Raw genomic sequence first — 15926 nt, forward strand, 5'->3', positions numbered from 1 at the left:
GCGTCGAAGTAAAACCGGTGGAGCTCTTGAGCAGGCGTATCCATATCACCTCGTCCCCAGAAAGCAAAAAGCCCCGCAAAGTAGCGAGGCTTTAAAGTATTAATCCCTAACGCGTAATGACGACAGGATGGATAAATACTCTCTCACTTTCTCACTCATTGCAATGGCTATTTGCTACGCCGCGCAACTTTCGATCAGGCCCTCTGTATCGAGCAGTTCCTGAGCCGCTGTGAGTGCTTCGTTCACTTGATCATCTAGCGCCTTCCAGATGTTCGAGCGCCACCGGTACCGGGTCGATTCCGGTTTGCCGTCGTTGTCCCAATTGGTGATGTCGTACCAGGCTGCTGGCAGTACCGCGGCGGAACGCTTGCCCTCGGCGCCCGCTACTTGCGGAATTGCCCAGGTCAGCACTGCGCACTCCCGGAAGCGCTGCGGCGCTGGCGACTGCGCCGTCTTGATCAATTCAAGGATCGCCCCATGCTTGCGCTCGTCGTGCGTGGAGTACTTCGCCACCAGCGCCCGCCAGTGCACCGCTGACAACGACTTGTGCAGTCGACCGAATACCCAGCAGTCGGTCAGGAATGCAGCCTCCTTGCCGACGATCTCCCCCTTCTGCTTGGCGCACTGCACCTTTGGCTCAAAATCACATCCGCCGGCGGAGTTGATGGTTTCGGCGGCGAGCGCCCGGACAACTGCGGATACCACGTTGCGATAAGTCATGCCGCTCTCCCCTTCAGCTCTTTTGTTTTTGCCCGGTAGTCGGCGGTCATCGCCTTCAGCTCATCGACGGTGTACTTCTTCGCCTCATGCGGCCCCTCCAGCCACTCGACCTGGTCGGCGCCAATGCGCTTGACCAGCTCGATTCGATAACTCACGACGTTGCCGGACTTGTGCTGATTGCAGGGCACACATTGTTTTGCGCAGTTGAGCGGCTCGAAGCGGAGCGCTGGATTACTGCCAACGGTTCGGTAGTGCCCTGCGTCGTACTTGCCCTGGTGGTGGCGGCCACAACTGATGCACGGCAGATCGGCGTCACGCTCACGTACCCAGGCATTGAAGGCGCGCTGAGTGTCCTTGAGATGATCCGCCCTGCTCTTCAGCCTCTCTTTGCGGACCTGAATCTCTTTGCGATCAATCTCGGCCAAGGCTTTGCGTGCGCGCACCTGGTTCGCCGGCGCATGGGCGATGGCGCAAGCGATCTCGCCGCACACCGCCTGTAAGTCGCGCGCGGGGGCGAACATTACTTGGCAGACTTTGCAGCGCTTCTTCCGGCGCTGGCGGTCCTGAATGCCGCCGGCCTTGAGCGGCGCGGTGCGCTTCAACTCGGTTCGCTTCATGCGGCCACCTCCCGCGACTTCTGATGCTCCGAGGAAAAGTCGCTGCGCAGCGGCATGAGGTGCTGAGGTCGAAAGAATCCATAGCCGTCCTCGCCTTCACGCTCAACAATCCAACCCGCATAAGGTGCCAACCAGCGCGTGCCGTCCGGCTCAATTGCGCCCTGGCCTTCGAGGATGAAAATCACAAGTGATACGGTCGACATCGCGGTGAACTGATAATTGGGCACAAGGATCAGTGCCAGATCGCCCTGCTTGAATTGATGGCTCATGCAGCCTCCTTGCTGAGCAGGTCGGTGAACACCACGCCCTGACTGGTAAAAAATGCAGCTATGCGGTCGGTGTACTGGATGCCCTGGGCGCGATTGAACAGGCTGGTGACCGGAAAGCCGTCAGGGCCGAATAACTTGCACTCGCCCATCATGGCCAGCTTCTCTTCGTAGGGCAGATGCCGCATCACCCGATACCACGCGGCCTGAAATCCCGAGTCTTCGTTCAGCAGGATCTGCACGCCAAAGTGCAGCTTGCAGTAGCGCCGGGCATCGGCCGCGTCGCCGATCTGGGTCATCTCGGAAATGCGCCTGTACATCCCAAACCACAGGGAGTTCTGGTCGAGGGTGCGATCCTTGCCCGGGCGCAGCGAGACCACGACGAACTTCTTCTCGCGGAACATCGCGTTGAGGCAGGTAATTGCCTCAGTGAGTTTGGCCTGGCTGTTGACGCTGATCTTGTCCGTCATCCCGCAGCCCTCTGCGCGTACCGCCCGAGCAAGTAGCTCCGCGGAATGAAAGCGTCGATGACATAGCCGTGAAGCTTGACCTCGTTCTGGGCGCCTTCGGTCAGAGCGGCAACGTAGTGTTTGCTGCCAGCAAGGCCTTTGCATGGATCGTGGACTACGAACATTCCTTCGAAGCATTCACAAAGGATCTGGTGCAAGCCGCCGGGCTGGTTTACGGATGGAACGGCTACCAGGTAAACCCCATTGCCTTGGAAGACGTGCAGATCTGCGGTGTCAAAAGACTGGAAAGGTATCTCCAGCTTGTCCAGCACCTGCCTTGTGCTCACATCGCCGGCCCAATACCAGTCGTGAATTTTCGAGACCACATATCCAGCTGGATCAGCCTTGACCATCGCCATGCAGGTCGAGAAACAGGTGTTATCGGTCGGCTGGGTTTGATGCATGATCAGAAAGCTCATGAGGTCAGCACCACAGTGATGAGGACGCAGAACACGCCGATGGCAAATCCCAACAGGGTGCAGGCCAGTGTCATTGCAGATTGGGGAATTTCTGATTTAGGGTTCATCGGGCAAGCTCCGCTGGAACACTTACGATCTCGCCAACTTTGTTGGCGACAATGGCGCGGCAAATCGCAATGAGCGGCGTGGGCCCGCGAACATGAATCGTTGGCTCGTTCGGACGGGCCGGACAGGCAGTCCATATGTCGTTACTGATCCAGCTATGGCAGATGCGCCGACTGGCAATGAACGGGCCGGCAAGTCGCCAATCTGTCGAGGGATTGAATCGGTAGTCGATTGGGGCCTCGATGTCCTCGATAACCCGCAGCTCGCCATCATCAGATATCGAAGGGGCCAACCTCACCGGGACGCCCTCGACGTGTGCAACAGCCCAATCCAGCGCCGCCCCGATCAGTTTTGAAACCTTCACTTCGATCATTTCGCTCATCAGAAGCCCTCCTTGCCGCGCTGTGATTCCCACTCGAACGGGATGACGATCACCCCTCCCTCCCGCAGACGATCCACGCAGCGCTCCCCCATGGCCGATGGCAAAGATTTGCCGTCCAGGTTGGAAATAATCACCGTCGGGCGCATCTGCTCGTAACGACCATTGACGATCGAGAACAGAGTGGTCAGCTCGAAGTCACTCGGGGTTTCCTTACTCACGCCGATCTCGTCCAATACGAGCAGCGACGGAGCAATCAGGCCGGACAGGATCATCCCCTCAGTGCGCTCGGTACCGCCGCCGTACGTTGACCTGATGTCTTGCAGGATTGAGCCGACCGTGCGGTATACGGCGGTAGCAGCCGTCTTGCGCATCAGCTCATTGGCGATCGCAACGCCCAGGTGTGTTTTGCCGGTACCCGGTTTGCCCAGCATCAGTAGGCAGCGGCCCGACTCGGAGATTTCCGAAAACTTGGCAACGTACTTGCGGCAAATGCGCAGCGCTTCTTTCTGCTCGGGCGACTCAGCGCTGTAGCCGTTGAGCGTCTTGTCGATGAAGCGCTTCGGAATCAGTGCAGAACCGAGTTTGACGGAGAGCTCGTAGCGCTCGTGAATCCTGGCCCGCTCAGCCTCTTCTTCCTTCGCGATACGCATGCACTCGGGGCAGCCGGTCTTGAATTGCTTACCGAAGATCACGTTCACGGTTTGCGAAAACTGGCCGTGGTCTTTACAGGCCCCAGTGATGGTTTGGGGAGCTGACCCGCTGCTCGGCATGGTGAGTACTTTTTCAGATCGCATAGCTGCCGTCCTCACGCTGGATCAGGCCGGCCGTGTAGTCGCGATTAGCGAAGCCGGTGTGACGAGATTGAGTTTCACGTTTCGGGAACTGCCGGACATTGCTCGCGCGGTGCTTGTCGTCCTTCACCCACTTGACCAGCAGGGATACCCATTTGGATTGGGTTTGCAGGATGCCGGTCGTTTCGTGGTGAGCGGTGAAGGGGGCGACAGCTTCTCTGGTGAACACTTCAGTCGAGACCCCAAAGTGGACGCAGTATGTTTTCAGGAGGTTGTCGTCAGGCATCCACTCCAGGGTCATCTCGACAGGGGCCTTTGGGTCGACAGGTTCCGTAGCGGCTTCGAGATCCAGTTCGGGCTGAGGCTCTTCGCCCGCAGTGTGAGAGTGGTGTTGTTCTTCTCTTCTCTTCTCTTCTTTAGGTAACGCAGGAGTAACGCTGGCAGCGTTACCTTTTGTTTTGTGGTTTGACACGCGCTTTGCCGTCAAAGCCCTGTTTTTACCGGTCTTCCCGTTGTGTCGTTCGAAGTGAGGCAGGGAAATAAAGCCGTCGGCTTCGACCATCCAGCCCACCGATTTCATGTGCTCACAGAAACCAATAACGCCAACGGAACGGTCGAGTAACTTTTTGCTAACGCTCGGAGCGTTACCTTTTTCAGTTTGCTGATCGAACCAGGCCCACACACGCATCAGCTTTCCAACCACTGCGTCCTGATCGATATCGGCGAGGTCCGCAATCTGGCAAACCTCAGGTTTGTCCATCGTCACGAGTTCGAATTTAATCCAGTCTCCGGCCATTACTTGCCGCCTTTGCCGATCAGGTCGGCCAGTTCGAGGAAGCGATCGACGTACCAGTGAGGCTGCGTCTCGCGGGGGGATTGAGGGCTGGTGAGGTTTTTGCCGTAGGCCAGGCCCTTCTCGGTCACCGACCAGAAGTCGACCATTTCCTGTCTGGAGTTTTTGCGCTGGAGCTGTTTGAGGAAGCCCTTGGCGGCCAGTGCGCGGTTGAATGCCGCCGGCGCGATACGGATGCTGTTGTCTTTCAGCAAGGCCGTGGCCGACTTGGTGGGCATCGAAGAGCCGCCGGCGGCATCAGGTGCAGAGTCGACGGCGTAGCCTGGGAGAAACTTCGGATCGAGCCCGTTGTTCTGGGCGATCTTCGTGAGCATGGCCATCTGGCAAGATGGCGCGGGCTTCAGCAGGCGCGTGAAGCACTCCATGATGGCGATCTCGCCGACGACCTTGGTGCCATTGAGCAGAACCTGCTCGCGGGCGCCCTGCTGCTGCTCCAGCTCGCGCCAACGGCGAATCACCTTCATGCGCATCGGCGCGCTGTAACCGGTGAGCAGGCAGTCGGTGTGCTCGCGATCAAGCAGGTACTCGACCTGCTCCCGGTTCTGACCGTCTAAATAGATGTGCTCAAAACTGAGTACATCTAATTTCAGTTCTTTCAGCATCGCCCCGACATCGCGCTTCACGTTGGCGTGACGCTTACCGGTGACGTTGGCGATCTCGCGGGAAGACATCGTGGTACGCGACACGTTTTCGGAATTAGCAAAACGTGTCGCGACCTGTCCGGTATTGTCCTGCTGTGTCTGTGCGTGCATAATCTTCTCCACTTGCTTTACCGCTGTAGAAAAAGCCGACCTCTTACGTCGGCTTTTTTGTGTCTGAAATTCAGGCGATGGATTTCAAATTCGGGCGATGCTTCACAAGCAGGGCTTCGGCCTTCCGGCCCAACTCCCCTGCCCGCGCTTCAACTTGGCGGCACTGCGCGGCGAACGCCGGGAGGTGCGGCAAATCGACTTCGCACATCACCTGGTCGTCAAACACCTCGCTGCCTGTATCGATCACATCGCCAAGGGCGCGAATCAGCGCACCAAAGCTCTTGTTCGCGCACTGGTCGCTGGTCATCTGGCGAGCGCCGATCAGTCCATGCCGGCCGGCCAACTCGTTGATGCAGTTGTCGCGGAATTCAGGCTCAAGCGCGTTGACCCACGATTCCTCGAGCCAGGACGGCATTTCCTGATCGCCTGACAGCCAGCGCTGCACCCGCTTCAGCCAGCGCCCGGTCGCCTTGATGAATTCGCCGACATCATTCAGGCGGGCCAGCTCTTCGAAGTCCGGAACCTTGGCTTCTGTTATTTTTTTGGCAGGTACGGTCAGGTAGATTTCGCGGCTCAACGCCTGCGCGAAGTCGTCCTGGCTCAGGCTGGTGCGAGCGATCTGATTCGCCGCGTGCGCGACCAGCACCTGGTCACGGGTTTGCGCGCTGTGTCTTGGACTGGACGTTTGCATGGGGCTGTCTCGCTCGTAGTCTGGGTACATTGAAAATCTGCTCAGATCAGGGACGTATCCATGACCACTCATTCCGAATTACAAGGCGAGATAGCCGCCCTTTGTTGCTTGGTGGCCGCCTTGGCTTCCACCCTTCCCTTGTCATCTCAGATCAGGCTTTGGCCTGCGTTTGAGCAGATCGCCGACCCGCTGAGGGGGCGACTTGGCAATGAAGAGCTGCGCGGTTTTGAGCGCGCAACCGTGTCGCTAGCCTCGAAACGGAAAGTGATTAATTAGGCGGCGGATTGGTTTGCAATGTTTTCAGGGGGGAAAGCTTCATCGAGACCGCACTTGGCCCCGAGAGTGTTCAGCGCAGACACGATGAGCCGCGCCTCGCTCAATCCAGGGCAGCGCAAGCCAGACTCGTAATTTGCGAGGCGCGATTGATTCCACCCAAGCGACCGACGAAGAGCTGCCTGGGTAATCCCGGCTTTCTCTCGGATGTTTCGGACGTGGTTCATGAAATTCGCTCCTATGGCACTTAGCTCAAGGATAAACACGCATCGTGTTAAAGGCAAACACAATAAGTGAAGGCCGGTTATTTCAATACGTGATTGAATCCCGCGCATGAACGAATTAGCTGAGCGCATAAAACGCGCACGAAAGAGAGCAGGAAAATCTCAGTCCCAGCTGGCTGAAGCTTGTGGCTGGTCGCAATCCAGGGTCGGCAATTACGAAGCGGGGACTCGCGAGCCCTCCTTTGCAGATATTGAGACCATGGCTAAAGCCATGGGAGTCGACAAATCAGAACTCCTGCTGGGCGCGCCCGAGCCGTACGCAATCACGATGGCAACAGGCTCCGGAAAGACGAACACAACTTCGGACATCATCCAGGCGATGCTTGAGAAAGCTGGCAAGGGCCTCTCTGATCGGGTCAGGTCTCGGATATTGGCCGCAGCCGTAGATACAGAAGAGGACAAGGGCAACGTAATCACCGTAGATTTCTCTCGGCCAGGCCAGGTCGGTGATGAGGTGTGGATTGCCCACTACGACGTGCGCGCTGCGATGGGCGGCGGGCAGATCCCGCACGAGTACCCGGAAATGCTTCAGGACATACGGGTCAGCCCCAAGCACCTGCGTGACCTGGGCGTCACGTTCAAAGAACACTTTCATCTCAAAATGATCACTGGATGGGGGCAGTCGATGGCCCCGACGATCAAGGATCGAGACCCCCTACTGGTCGACATCACGATCAGGGAGTTCACCGGGGATGGTATCTACCTCTTCTCCCATGACGAAATGCTGTACGTGAAGCGCCTTCAGAAGAAAGGCAAGGAGCGCTTCAAGATGATTTCGGACAACAAGCACCACGACCCTGAGGACATTCGTGTGGACGACACCCACATACTGGCTCGGGTGCTTTACGTGTGGAACGGACAACCGGTTTGAAGCCATGCCCACCACCAAGAAAAATCACCCTGAACGCGCAGCAACCGCTGCAGACATTGATCGCTCAATCCTCACCCTGAACAGAATGGCTGAACGGCTTTGGGGTGACGGTCGGGAAGCGGAGGCGAAAGCCCTCCTTGACGCCCTGGATGCGCTCAACCGAGCGCTGGACCGGATAAGGATTGGAGAGAGCCGCAAAACCCTTCATTGAAGACTGACATGGCAGGCGGGCAAATTGACAGCCGATCTAATGCAGGGGCTCGACGGGCCACGCACCCCACAGCAGGAGTTGTTCTATGACCTTGAGGATGCGAGCGCAGTCATTCGCTGGGCCGTGGGCGAACTGACCAGCATGGCTGGATGCAACAAGACTCCCGACGAAGCAATGGCGCTGATGAGAATTGGGGCGCTGCTGGATGCTCAGCAGCGGAAGCTGAATGGTTATGCGGATGAGGTGAAGGCGGGAAGGATTATGTGGGGAAAGGCTGAGTAGGCGTAGACACGCAAATATCGCAAGTGAAAAGTGACCATTCTATTGGCAGCCCGTCTAAGATGTGTTGATCGAAGTCTCGTTCATCCCCAAAATGGATTTTTTGATTAACCCACGGACAAGGGGGCATATGAAAAGCATCGAAGCAACAAGCCGCCTCATTGGGGTGGGGATCTATACGCCAGCAGAGGCGGCCCTTTACACAGGCATACCTGCAAAAGATATCCGCAGATGGATGTTTGGTTACAAGTCTGAGGGTATCGATCACTCAGGGCTTTGGACACCAGAAATAGTTTCTTCTGAGGAAAAGCTACTCGGGTTCCACGATTTGCTAGAAATCAGATTTGTGCATGCCTTTCGTAAGCACGGTGTCAGCCTTCAGGCAATTCGCTCAGCATCCAGGCAAGCCAGAGAAATATTCAATCAGCGCTACCCTTTCACCTGCAAGCGTTTCCAAACCGATGGCAGGAGTATCTTTGCGACCGTCTTTGACGAAACCGGCGACGAAGCAATTCTCGACCTTGCAAAACGGCAGTATGCATTCAGGCAGGTAATCGGCCCGTCACTTTATGAGGGAATCGATTACACGGGAGAGGGAAAGGCGCAGCGCTGGTATCCAGTCAAGAAAAGCAAGGCAATCGTGCTGGACCCAAATAGAAACTTTGGTAAGCCTGTCTTATCCTCTACGGGGGTGGACACAGCGTCTATTTACCATGCGTATTTGGCAGAAGGTCAGGACGCCAAGCGTGTTTCAATGATTTTTGAAATCCCGACTGCGGCAGTGGATGCGGCAGTGACCTTTGAGCATAGGATTGCTGCTTGAATTTTCTGATTGATAACAATCTCCCACCCGCAATAGCACGAGCCCTTCATGAGCTATGCAAGCTAGAGGGGCATCAAGTGGTCGCCCTTCGGGATAAGTTCAAGCGCAACGCTAGCGATATTGACTGGATTTCAGAGTTGAAATCGGAGGGGCGCTGGACTGTCGTGTCGCAAGACAAGTTCACCAAAGGCGACGCGGAGCGGAAGGCATTTCGCGAGTGCGGATTACCAATTTTTTGCCTAGCAAAACAATGGGGGCAGGAGCCCTATTGGAGCAAGGCGCAAAACCTTGTGAAATGGTGGCCATCAATAATTCAGCAGTCAGAACTCATAAGCGGCGGTGCCGCATTTAGGGTTGCTTGGCGATTTACTGCACCCGGAAAGTTTGAGCAGTTGAAAATCTAGAGCCCAGCTCAGCGCCGGGCTTTTTGTATCTGCCCTTACCTTCTCGCCAATGGAGGCCGTACGCCACGAATGATAAAGTGCGGGCTTAATTACGGAGGGATCCAATGAAAGGTTTTGGGACTTTTGCTCTAATCGTTGGAGCGTGCTGGCTTGTGTTCGCACTGAGCATGGACGTATCCGTGGGAACTGGCGCGGGCGGGCGAGTGAACAACCTGGGGCTTATGGCAGATCGGCAAGTTCATACAATTGTCGGCGGCATAATCCTACTGGCGGGCCTGCTGATGGTTCTACTCGGTGGAAAAGCCACGCGGGCGAATGCGGCTGGCCAAATCGATATCCGCCCCTGCCCTTTTTGCGCCGAAACAATCAAGAATGCTGCGGTCAGGTGCAAACACTGCGGCGCCGAAGTTGAGGTGGGAAAGCCTGCGCAATTAAAGGTCGGCTGGGTGGCTTCAACCGAGTGCAAGAATGAGGATGACCGGGATCGCACAATTGATGCGATTGTCGCTATTGGCTTGCCCGTTGTGCCTATGACTGGCATGAACTTAGGTGCCGGCCCTTTCGCTACGAAGGAAGAAGCCAGGCAGGCGCTGGCGAATCTGCGGGACGGCCCGAGACTATATAGCGAGATCGTTTACCGGGATTCCGTGAGCGGGAAATATCCGCCAATCCTCGACTGATACCCATATCTAAAAGAGCCCGCAAACCGCGGGCTTTTTCATGTCTGTCAGAACGGCGCCGGCTCCTCGACTGGCTCGTAGATCTCAACTGGCCGATCCTCTTCTGCGCTCGCTTCCCACTTCAGCGTCACCGACTCATCGTCGTTGAACGTCATGTCTATGCCGTCCGTCTCGGATAGCAAGCCCATCACCTCTTCCCACTCCCGATCGCCGTCATCGTCTAGGCGATGGATCATCACCCAGCGCTGAATCTGCGCTACGGGGTGATTGATCATCTCCGAAACCCTCAGCCCCAGCCTTTCAATTCCGCTGACCTCATGCCGTGCCACTGGCTTATCTGTGCTATTTGCCTTCGCCATTCTCGCCTCCTAATGCTGTATATGCATCCAGTTATTTCAAGATCATAGCTCACGACCTCCCGAAACGTAAGCGCTTTGTTCCGTGATAATTCTTCAAAATAAATCACATTACGTGTTGACGTGATAAACACGATACGTGATAGTTCGCTCATCGCAGCGACAAACCGCAGCGAAGGGTCGAGAGATCCGCCGCTCTTTAACAGCTAAGGATCCTCGCCATCGACTACCCCGGGTTTCAGCCGGTAAGTGCGAGCAATAAATAGTCGATGCCACGCCAGCTCTGGAACTGGCCGTGCTCACCAGATGTGAGTGCGCGAAACCACGCAAGCCAGCCGGGAAGAACACTGAACACGAAATGTGTGACCCGGCCAGGTGGGGAAACCGAGGCGATGCGCGTGGTGGAGATGAAACACCCACAGATTTACTGATGCCGCTTCGATGAGGCGGCATTGGAAATCAACGGAGGAAACAGAAATGCCAGCACCTAAACGCCCTACCGCCGCACAACTGCAACGCCAAGTCGACAACTGGAATGCCAAGCACCCAGTCGGGACCACAGTCAGCTTTGAAAACATTGTTGGTCGCGGCGAAACGTTTCGAGCTGCGACGCGGGATGAAGCCTCGGTATTCGGCGGGCACTCCGCCGTGATCTTCCTGGAAGGCAAGAGCGGCTTCGTCGATCTCGGTCACTGCAGAGCAGTCGCGTGACGGACAGCATCACTTCTGCACCTTGGCGACAGGGTGCAGCGGGATGCAACGGACAAGTAAGGCTTGACGGTTCGAGGGTAACGAAATGGCTACGGCAGAACAGTTCATTGCAGGGTTCAAGCAGCGCCACGCAACACCGCAGAAGACGCCGATCAACTGGCGGAAGAAGTACGAAGCTGAAAGGCGGCTGGTTATTGATGAGGCAATCATCAAGCTAAAAGACGAGATGCGCTGCAAGCCGGCTGAGTGGGCTCGCGGCTACAACTCGGCGATCACCACCCTTGAGCTGATGAAGGGTGGCAAGTGAGTCGTCAACTTTCAGATGACAACTGACGAGGCAGCATCACTTCTGCCCATTCACTGAGTGGGCAACTGGATGCCCAATGCGATTAATTGTCCTCGTTTTCCAGAGCCACACGACGCTCTTCCGCGAGATCACTTTTGGCCTGATTTAGCAGAACGATGAGATCAGCTACTTCGCCTTCATCGAAAATCAGAATCATCTCTTCCCGGTCCCCTTGGTCCTGCTTGATGCAGATGTTCCCAGTATCCGAAATGTAAACCTCTGCGCCGAAGCGCGGCTCGATCTTCCCAACCATGGAATGCACCTATGCAATTTACCTACGAAGTGAAGGGTGGAATGTACATCTACAAAGGCCCCAGAGGCCATGGCGGAATTGCTTACTCGCTCGAGCAGGTCAATAAGCGCCTTACCAAGGCGTTCGGGCCGGAAGGCTACGAATTGAAGAAATCCTGACAACCAGCGCCACGTCAGCCTGACGATAACTGCCCGAGCACCTGGTACTCCCCAGCACCAGGCCGCATCGGAGTGGACGTTGTGACAATGCCAGCGCCGCGATTGCAAAGCGGAATGCTTCAGCGTCCATCCCGATGCGGACGAACACCCGGCTATGCGCCGGCCACCTGCATGCAATTGACCGGAAAAACTTTGCACCTAATTGGAAAAGTTTTTCCACATTAGACACGGAGGATTTGCACCCATGCACCAGTAAGCGATCCACCTGCGTGGCGCAGTAAGCCTGAAGGCTACGCCCAACACCCATTCAGGCAGCGGACAGTAGGTCGTCGATGTCACCGCGCATCGGCCGGGCAACCGGTAGGCCACCCCATCGCACCAGAACAACTTGATGCTGCAAACCTAGGCCGTCGCCAGTAGCGGGCCTGGGCACCCTTCCGAACAAATTCGCATGCACTCCCCTCCGCGCCCAACGGCAACCAGCGGAACGGATGAGTGCAGCCGAGTTTTGTTGGATCACAACCGCCACTCTGGAGGCAACCATGGCAACCAGCTATGCAGACAGTGCCCAGGCCCGAGAGTGGGACAGGCGCTACGACGCTTGGGGCCGCGATAAAAGACCTCAGCCTGAGGAGTTTCACGATTACGAGGCTGAAGCGCTTAAGCACACACAGGCGCTGGAGGATCGCTCGGCTCGTGAATGGGCCGAGCGTAAGGCAACCGCCAAACGGGTCGCCGCCGCTGTCGACCAGATCGCCGAATTCTGGGGTTTAAAGGAGGTTTCACGGTGACGATTGAACAGCGCGACCATGACACGGCGGTCACCTGGATCGAAGGCGAGATCAACAACATGATCCGCGACCTCGGCAAGCCAAATGCGAGTTCCGCGGCTACGTCAGTCATCACTCTTGCCTTCCTGCTGCGCGCCATCGACGACAGCGAGCATCGGCACTACCGGGCACGCGTCGACCAGATTTACGCCACCTATAACATCTCACTCAAGCAGGGAGCTCCAGCATGACAACCCCGCCAGTCAAATCACTGATCGACGACCAGCTCGACGAGATTGAATCGAAGCTGGTCATGCTCGGCTTCGGCCTTCCATTTAATGAAGTGATCGGCCAGCCGCGTGAGCGTGCGGTGGCAAGCCTGCCGAAGCGCTTGGCGGCCACCATGAAGGGCGGCCGGATCGCGGTGAGGGTTCGGCCATGAGCGAAACCCCCGAAAGCCGTGCAGTCGCGTTGGCCATCAGGTACGCCAACAACAGAAGCCAAATCGCGGACCTGACCCACTCAATCAACGAGTTTTCCGCGTTTGGGCGCGTAGGTGGCGGCGTTTATCTCGACTCCATCCGCGAGGAATATCTGGAAGACGGTGATCGCTGGCGCGGCTGGAAGCACGCCATCGAATATGTCCAAGGGAATCGCGACCCCGATGACGATGACGCAACCGCGGCCGAGCAGCGCGACTTGGCTGACCTGCTGGACCGAAAGGCGGCGCTGCGTGTTGAAGCTGGTTTGATCAAGCGCAGCATTGCGGCGCTGGGGCGATCACTCATCAGGAGTACGTCATGACCATGATTTGCAGCAAGTGTGAAAGGTTCGGCATCCATTGGGTTGGCCCGTACGGGAATCTCACCGGCACCGAGTGCCCGCACTGCGGTGGCAAGAATTGCCAGCGCGATGTTCAGCCTGAAGAGGACGAGCCAGAGCTGGCTGATTGCGGTTGCGGTGCCCGCGGCGAAGTGAACTACGACGATGGTCAGGAGCGGCGCTTCTACTGCTACGGCAGTCTGTCGATGTGCTCGCCATGACCTCCTACCAGCGCGCCAAGCGCTTCTGGTTCTGGCGCGGCTCAGCCATCGCCCTTCTCTTCTTCACAGCCTGGATGCTGGCAAGCGCATACGTCGGCCAACTCACCCAATAACCCACCTCCTCAAACGCTGCGCACCGCGCGGCAAGGAACTGTCATGCCTGCAAATAAACAAGCACTCGCACAAGACTCGCTCGAAATGGGCGAAACCGAAGTTGCGCAAAACGCTGTTGCCCCTTCGGTCGCTGTCACCGACATCGCCGAATACCGGCCGCACGAGGAGCAGATCGTTCGTTTGGAAACCACCTACGCCAAGTTGGTCGTTGACTGCTCGACCAGCGAAGGCCTGGCGAACGCGAAGGAAGTCCGTGTCGATATTCGCGACGTTCGCTATGCCTTGGCGAACACCACCAAGACCGCGCTCGTTCCCTATCAGCAGAAGGTCAAGGACGCCCAGGCTCGCGTCAACCAAGTGAAGGAATTCGGCGAGGCGCTGAAGGATCGAGTCTTGGCGATCGAAGCGCCTGTTGACGAAGCAATCAAGGCCGAAGAAAAGCGCGTAGCTGACGCCAAAGCCGAACGCGAGCGTGTCGAGGCGGAACGTGTCGAAGCCATCCGGGCAAAGATCACCCGCTTCAACTCTGTCGCCGCGGCATATGCAAGCCGCAGCGCTGCCGACGTCGCAAACATCCTGGAAGGTCTCAAGGCGTCGGTGATCCTGCCCGAAGAATATGCCGAGTTCGAAGCTGAAGGCACCATCTCTCGCGACAACGCTATCGAGCAGCTGGAAACGCTGCACAAATCTGCCATTGAGCGAGAAGAGGCCGCCGTCAAGTTGCTCGCCCAGCAGAAAGAACTCGACGAGCTGCGCGAAAAGCAGCGTATTGCCGACGCCGAGGCTGAAGAGCTGCGCAAGCAACGAGCCGAGGAAGACCGCCTGCGGCTGAAGAAGCAGCAGGACGAGCTAGACCAGCAGCGCCGCGACATGGAAGCACAGCAACGCCAACAGCGTGAGCAACAGGAAGAGCAACAGCGCCAGCAGCGCGAACGTGACGCCCAGTATCAGCGTGACCAGGAAGAACTGGCCCGTCTGCGCGCCCAAGCTGCCGCACCGGCACCGGCCCCGGTCACTGCCGCGACGCCTGCGATGGTCGAGGCGAAGGCTGAAGTCGCACCTACCAGCACACAGGCGATCGCCGCTGAGCTCGACGACGTGACCACCACTGCGCCGGTGGTCGAGGACATCATCGAGGTCGTAGCTCTGGGCTTCGACGTGGACCTCGACACTGCTCGCGCCTGGCTTCGCGCCATCCGCTTCTAATCCCCCTTTCCATCTGACGGCCGACCGACTCCAAGTCGGCCACGGAGAGCGCAATGACCGACTCAGAAACCCAAGCATCAACTGGCATCGCCACATACCACGATCCATCGCACAACGCGGCAGCGCTCATCCTTGACCCCGGCACCATGAGGTCGATGACCGAACTTGCAACCATGATGGCTGATGGAAAAACGACGGTTCCTGAGCATCTACGCGGCAACAGGGCCGACTGCATGGCAATCGTCTTGCAGGCGATGCAATGGCAGATGAACCCATTCGCGGTAGCTCAGAAAACGTTCATCGTGAAAGGTGGCGCACTGAGCTACGAAGCCCAATTGGTGAATGCCGTAATCACATCCAAGGCCCCCACGATCGACCGCCTGCACTATGAGTGGTTTGGACCGTGGGAAAAAATTGTTGGCAAGTTCATCGTCAAGAAAAACGCCGAAAACAAGGAATACCGTGTTCCCGGGTGGGGCCTGCTCGACGAAGTCGGTTTGGGCGTCAAAGTATGGGCAACCTTCCGTGGAGAGGATGAACCGCGAGTGCTTGAGACCCTCATGGCTCAAGCTCGCACTCGCAACTCCACTCTCTGGGCTGACGACCCAAAGCAGCAGATTGCTTACCTGGCCACAAAGAAGTGGGCTCGCTTGTTTTGTCCTGATGTGATCCTGGGTGTTTACACGCCTGACGAGTTCGAAAGCTCCAACGGCAACGAGATTGACATCACTCCCGCGGCGCAGGCCGCCAACACTGCTGCCGCTTCCAGCGTTTCCTTCGGCCCGAAATCCCCGTCACCGGAGATTGATGGCGTGTTCGCAGAACTGCTGGCCGTCGCGAAACAGCAGGACATCGAAGCTTATGCAGCAGCCTGGGCAGGACTCAAGCCCAAGCAGCGTGCGGCGATCGGCTTGGAGTGCCACGAAGCGCTCAAGGCCATGGCGGCAACCGTTGATGGTGACTTCACCGAGGTCACTGGCAATCTGGACGACCTGTCTCAGGCCGAGGAAGCAGCGTAGTGAGAACGGAACTTCAGGGC

General features: G+C 57.2%; 30 protein-coding genes. 17 read left to right on the forward strand and 13 right to left on the reverse strand.

From position 1 onward, the window contains the following. Nucleotides 1-174 precede the first annotated feature (174 nt). The 10 genes from ACYZT4_RS10705 to ACYZT4_RS10750 all read right to left on the reverse strand — a co-directional run bounded on the left by ACYZT4_RS10705 (nt 175) and on the right by ACYZT4_RS10750 (nt 6105). Entirely contained in the window at nt 175-720 is a 546-nt protein-coding gene (locus ACYZT4_RS10705; protein WP_461987607.1) for a hypothetical protein, read from the reverse strand. Continuing rightward, complete coding sequence (locus ACYZT4_RS10710) at nt 717-1337, reverse strand: recombination protein NinG (RefSeq protein ID WP_461987608.1); 621 nt, start codon at nt 1335-1337, stop codon at nt 717-719. Before ACYZT4_RS10710 ends, ACYZT4_RS10705 begins: the two co-directional genes overlap by 4 nt. Then, on the reverse strand, nt 1334-1606 hold the full coding sequence (locus tag ACYZT4_RS10715) for a hypothetical protein (RefSeq protein WP_461987609.1): 273 nt from the start codon (nt 1604-1606) through the stop codon (nt 1334-1336). Before ACYZT4_RS10715 ends, ACYZT4_RS10710 begins: the two co-directional genes overlap by 4 nt. Continuing rightward, a complete protein-coding gene (locus ACYZT4_RS10720) occupies nt 1603-2073 on the reverse strand; it encodes a hypothetical protein (RefSeq protein ID WP_461987611.1) in 471 nt (156 codons plus the stop codon). The genes ACYZT4_RS10715 and ACYZT4_RS10720 overlap by 4 nt, the downstream gene beginning before the upstream one ends. Further along, a complete protein-coding gene (locus tag ACYZT4_RS10725; RefSeq protein ID WP_461987613.1) occupies nt 2070-2531 on the reverse strand; it encodes a hypothetical protein in 462 nt (153 codons plus the stop codon). Before ACYZT4_RS10725 ends, ACYZT4_RS10720 begins: the two co-directional genes overlap by 4 nt. Before the next feature lie 103 nt (nt 2532-2634). Beyond that, the gene (locus ACYZT4_RS10730) at nt 2635-3018 is read right to left on the reverse strand and encodes a phage protein NinX family protein (RefSeq protein WP_461987615.1); all 384 of its coding nucleotides are present in this window, start codon (nt 3016-3018) and stop codon (nt 2635-2637) included. Next, a complete protein-coding gene (locus ACYZT4_RS10735) occupies nt 3018-3812 on the reverse strand; it encodes an ATP-binding protein (protein ID WP_461987617.1) in 795 nt (264 codons plus the stop codon). The genes ACYZT4_RS10730 and ACYZT4_RS10735 overlap by 1 nt, the downstream gene beginning before the upstream one ends. Further along, nucleotides 3802-4605 carry a DnaT-like ssDNA-binding domain-containing protein gene (locus ACYZT4_RS10740; protein WP_461987619.1) on the reverse strand — a complete coding sequence of 268 codons (804 nt, stop codon included), beginning with the start codon at nt 4603-4605 and terminating at the stop codon, nt 3802-3804. Before ACYZT4_RS10740 ends, ACYZT4_RS10735 begins: the two co-directional genes overlap by 11 nt. After that, on the reverse strand, nt 4605-5333 hold the full coding sequence (locus ACYZT4_RS10745; RefSeq protein WP_461988646.1) for a Rha family transcriptional regulator: 729 nt from the start codon (nt 5331-5333) through the stop codon (nt 4605-4607). The genes ACYZT4_RS10740 and ACYZT4_RS10745 overlap by 1 nt, the downstream gene beginning before the upstream one ends. A gap of 151 nt (nt 5334-5484) precedes the next feature. After that, on the reverse strand, nt 5485-6105 hold the full coding sequence (locus ACYZT4_RS10750; RefSeq protein WP_461987621.1) for a hypothetical protein: 621 nt from the start codon (nt 6103-6105) through the stop codon (nt 5485-5487). Between the two features lie 60 nt (nt 6106-6165). Between ACYZT4_RS10750 and ACYZT4_RS10755 the strand changes: the two genes are divergently transcribed. Then, nucleotides 6166-6381, forward strand: coding sequence for a hypothetical protein (locus ACYZT4_RS10755; RefSeq protein ID WP_461987623.1), 216 nt, complete (start codon nt 6166-6168; stop codon nt 6379-6381). On the opposite strand, the gene ACYZT4_RS10760 is transcribed toward ACYZT4_RS10755, so the two are convergent. Continuing rightward, the gene (locus ACYZT4_RS10760) at nt 6378-6734 is read right to left on the reverse strand and encodes a helix-turn-helix transcriptional regulator (protein ID WP_461987626.1); all 357 of its coding nucleotides are present in this window, start codon (nt 6732-6734) and stop codon (nt 6378-6380) included. The two genes, ACYZT4_RS10755 and ACYZT4_RS10760, sit on opposite strands and share 4 nt — an antisense overlap. Here ACYZT4_RS10760 and ACYZT4_RS10765 point away from each other — a divergent pair. From ACYZT4_RS10765 to ACYZT4_RS10790, 6 genes are all read left to right on the forward strand, one after another. Further along, the gene (locus tag ACYZT4_RS10765) at nt 6712-7533 is read left to right on the forward strand and encodes an XRE family transcriptional regulator (RefSeq protein WP_461987628.1); all 822 of its coding nucleotides are present in this window, start codon (nt 6712-6714) and stop codon (nt 7531-7533) included. The genes ACYZT4_RS10760 and ACYZT4_RS10765 overlap by 23 nt on opposite strands. A 4-nt stretch (nt 7534-7537) precedes the next feature. After that, entirely contained in the window at nt 7538-7744 is a 207-nt protein-coding gene (locus ACYZT4_RS10770; protein ID WP_461987630.1) for a hypothetical protein, read from the forward strand. Between the two features lie 39 nt (nt 7745-7783). Continuing rightward, a complete protein-coding gene (locus tag ACYZT4_RS10775; protein ID WP_461988648.1) occupies nt 7784-8026 on the forward strand; it encodes a hypothetical protein in 243 nt (80 codons plus the stop codon). Nucleotides 8027-8153: 127 nt separating this feature from the next. After that, nucleotides 8154-8846: a DUF433 domain-containing protein gene (locus ACYZT4_RS10780; protein ID WP_461987632.1), complete on the forward strand. Its 693-nt coding sequence runs from the start codon at nt 8154-8156 to the stop codon at nt 8844-8846. Then, nucleotides 8843-9250, forward strand: coding sequence for a PIN-like domain-containing protein (locus tag ACYZT4_RS10785; protein WP_461987634.1), 408 nt, complete (start codon nt 8843-8845; stop codon nt 9248-9250). The genes ACYZT4_RS10780 and ACYZT4_RS10785 overlap by 4 nt, the downstream gene beginning before the upstream one ends. A 104-nt stretch (nt 9251-9354) precedes the next feature. Continuing rightward, nucleotides 9355-9930, forward strand: a complete 576-nt coding sequence (locus ACYZT4_RS10790) for a hypothetical protein (RefSeq protein WP_461987636.1) — start codon at nt 9355-9357, stop codon at nt 9928-9930. A gap of 47 nt (nt 9931-9977) precedes the next feature. On the opposite strand, the gene ACYZT4_RS10795 is transcribed toward ACYZT4_RS10790, so the two are convergent. Next, the gene (locus ACYZT4_RS10795; protein WP_461987638.1) at nt 9978-10289 is read right to left on the reverse strand and encodes a DUF1654 domain-containing protein; all 312 of its coding nucleotides are present in this window, start codon (nt 10287-10289) and stop codon (nt 9978-9980) included. A gap of 474 nt (nt 10290-10763) precedes the next feature. Here ACYZT4_RS10795 and ACYZT4_RS10800 point away from each other — a divergent pair, with 474 nt between their 5' ends. Then, the gene (locus ACYZT4_RS10800; RefSeq protein WP_461987640.1) at nt 10764-10997 is read left to right on the forward strand and encodes a hypothetical protein; all 234 of its coding nucleotides are present in this window, start codon (nt 10764-10766) and stop codon (nt 10995-10997) included. A gap of 85 nt (nt 10998-11082) precedes the next feature. Continuing rightward, nucleotides 11083-11304, forward strand: a complete 222-nt coding sequence (locus ACYZT4_RS10805) for a hypothetical protein (RefSeq protein WP_461987642.1) — start codon at nt 11083-11085, stop codon at nt 11302-11304. Between the two features lie 82 nt (nt 11305-11386). Here the strand turns inward: ACYZT4_RS10805 and ACYZT4_RS10810 are convergent, their stop codons facing one another. Then, nucleotides 11387-11596 (reverse strand): hypothetical protein, encoded by a 210-nt coding sequence (locus ACYZT4_RS10810; protein WP_461987644.1) that lies wholly within the window; start codon nt 11594-11596, stop codon nt 11387-11389. A gap of 11 nt (nt 11597-11607) precedes the next feature. Here ACYZT4_RS10810 and ACYZT4_RS10815 point away from each other — a divergent pair, with 11 nt between their 5' ends. From ACYZT4_RS10815 to ACYZT4_RS10850, 8 genes are all read left to right on the forward strand, one after another. Further along, nucleotides 11608-11754, forward strand: coding sequence for a hypothetical protein (locus ACYZT4_RS10815; protein ID WP_461987646.1), 147 nt, complete (start codon nt 11608-11610; stop codon nt 11752-11754). A 542-nt stretch (nt 11755-12296) separates the two neighbouring features. Further along, a complete protein-coding gene (locus tag ACYZT4_RS10820) occupies nt 12297-12545 on the forward strand; it encodes a hypothetical protein (protein WP_461987648.1) in 249 nt (82 codons plus the stop codon). Further along, nucleotides 12542-12775: a hypothetical protein gene (locus ACYZT4_RS10825; RefSeq protein ID WP_461987650.1), complete on the forward strand. Its 234-nt coding sequence runs from the start codon at nt 12542-12544 to the stop codon at nt 12773-12775. The genes ACYZT4_RS10820 and ACYZT4_RS10825 overlap by 4 nt, the downstream gene beginning before the upstream one ends. After that, nucleotides 12772-12966, forward strand: coding sequence for a hypothetical protein (locus ACYZT4_RS10830; RefSeq protein WP_461987652.1), 195 nt, complete (start codon nt 12772-12774; stop codon nt 12964-12966). The genes ACYZT4_RS10825 and ACYZT4_RS10830 overlap by 4 nt, the downstream gene beginning before the upstream one ends. After that, nucleotides 12963-13328 (forward strand): hypothetical protein, encoded by a 366-nt coding sequence (locus ACYZT4_RS10835; RefSeq protein WP_461987654.1) that lies wholly within the window; start codon nt 12963-12965, stop codon nt 13326-13328. Before ACYZT4_RS10830 ends, ACYZT4_RS10835 begins: the two co-directional genes overlap by 4 nt. Further along, the gene (locus tag ACYZT4_RS10840; RefSeq protein WP_461987656.1) at nt 13325-13567 is read left to right on the forward strand and encodes a hypothetical protein; all 243 of its coding nucleotides are present in this window, start codon (nt 13325-13327) and stop codon (nt 13565-13567) included. The genes ACYZT4_RS10835 and ACYZT4_RS10840 overlap by 4 nt, the downstream gene beginning before the upstream one ends. Nucleotides 13568-13765: 198 nt before the next feature. Next, complete coding sequence (locus ACYZT4_RS10845; RefSeq protein WP_461987658.1) at nt 13766-14887, forward strand: hypothetical protein; 1122 nt, start codon at nt 13766-13768, stop codon at nt 14885-14887. A 53-nt stretch (nt 14888-14940) separates the two neighbouring features. Then, complete coding sequence (locus ACYZT4_RS10850) at nt 14941-15906, forward strand: RecT family recombinase (protein ID WP_461987659.1); 966 nt, start codon at nt 14941-14943, stop codon at nt 15904-15906. Nucleotides 15907-15926 lie beyond the last annotated feature (20 nt).

The organism is Pseudomonas sp. GB2N2 (assembly GCF_054897705.1).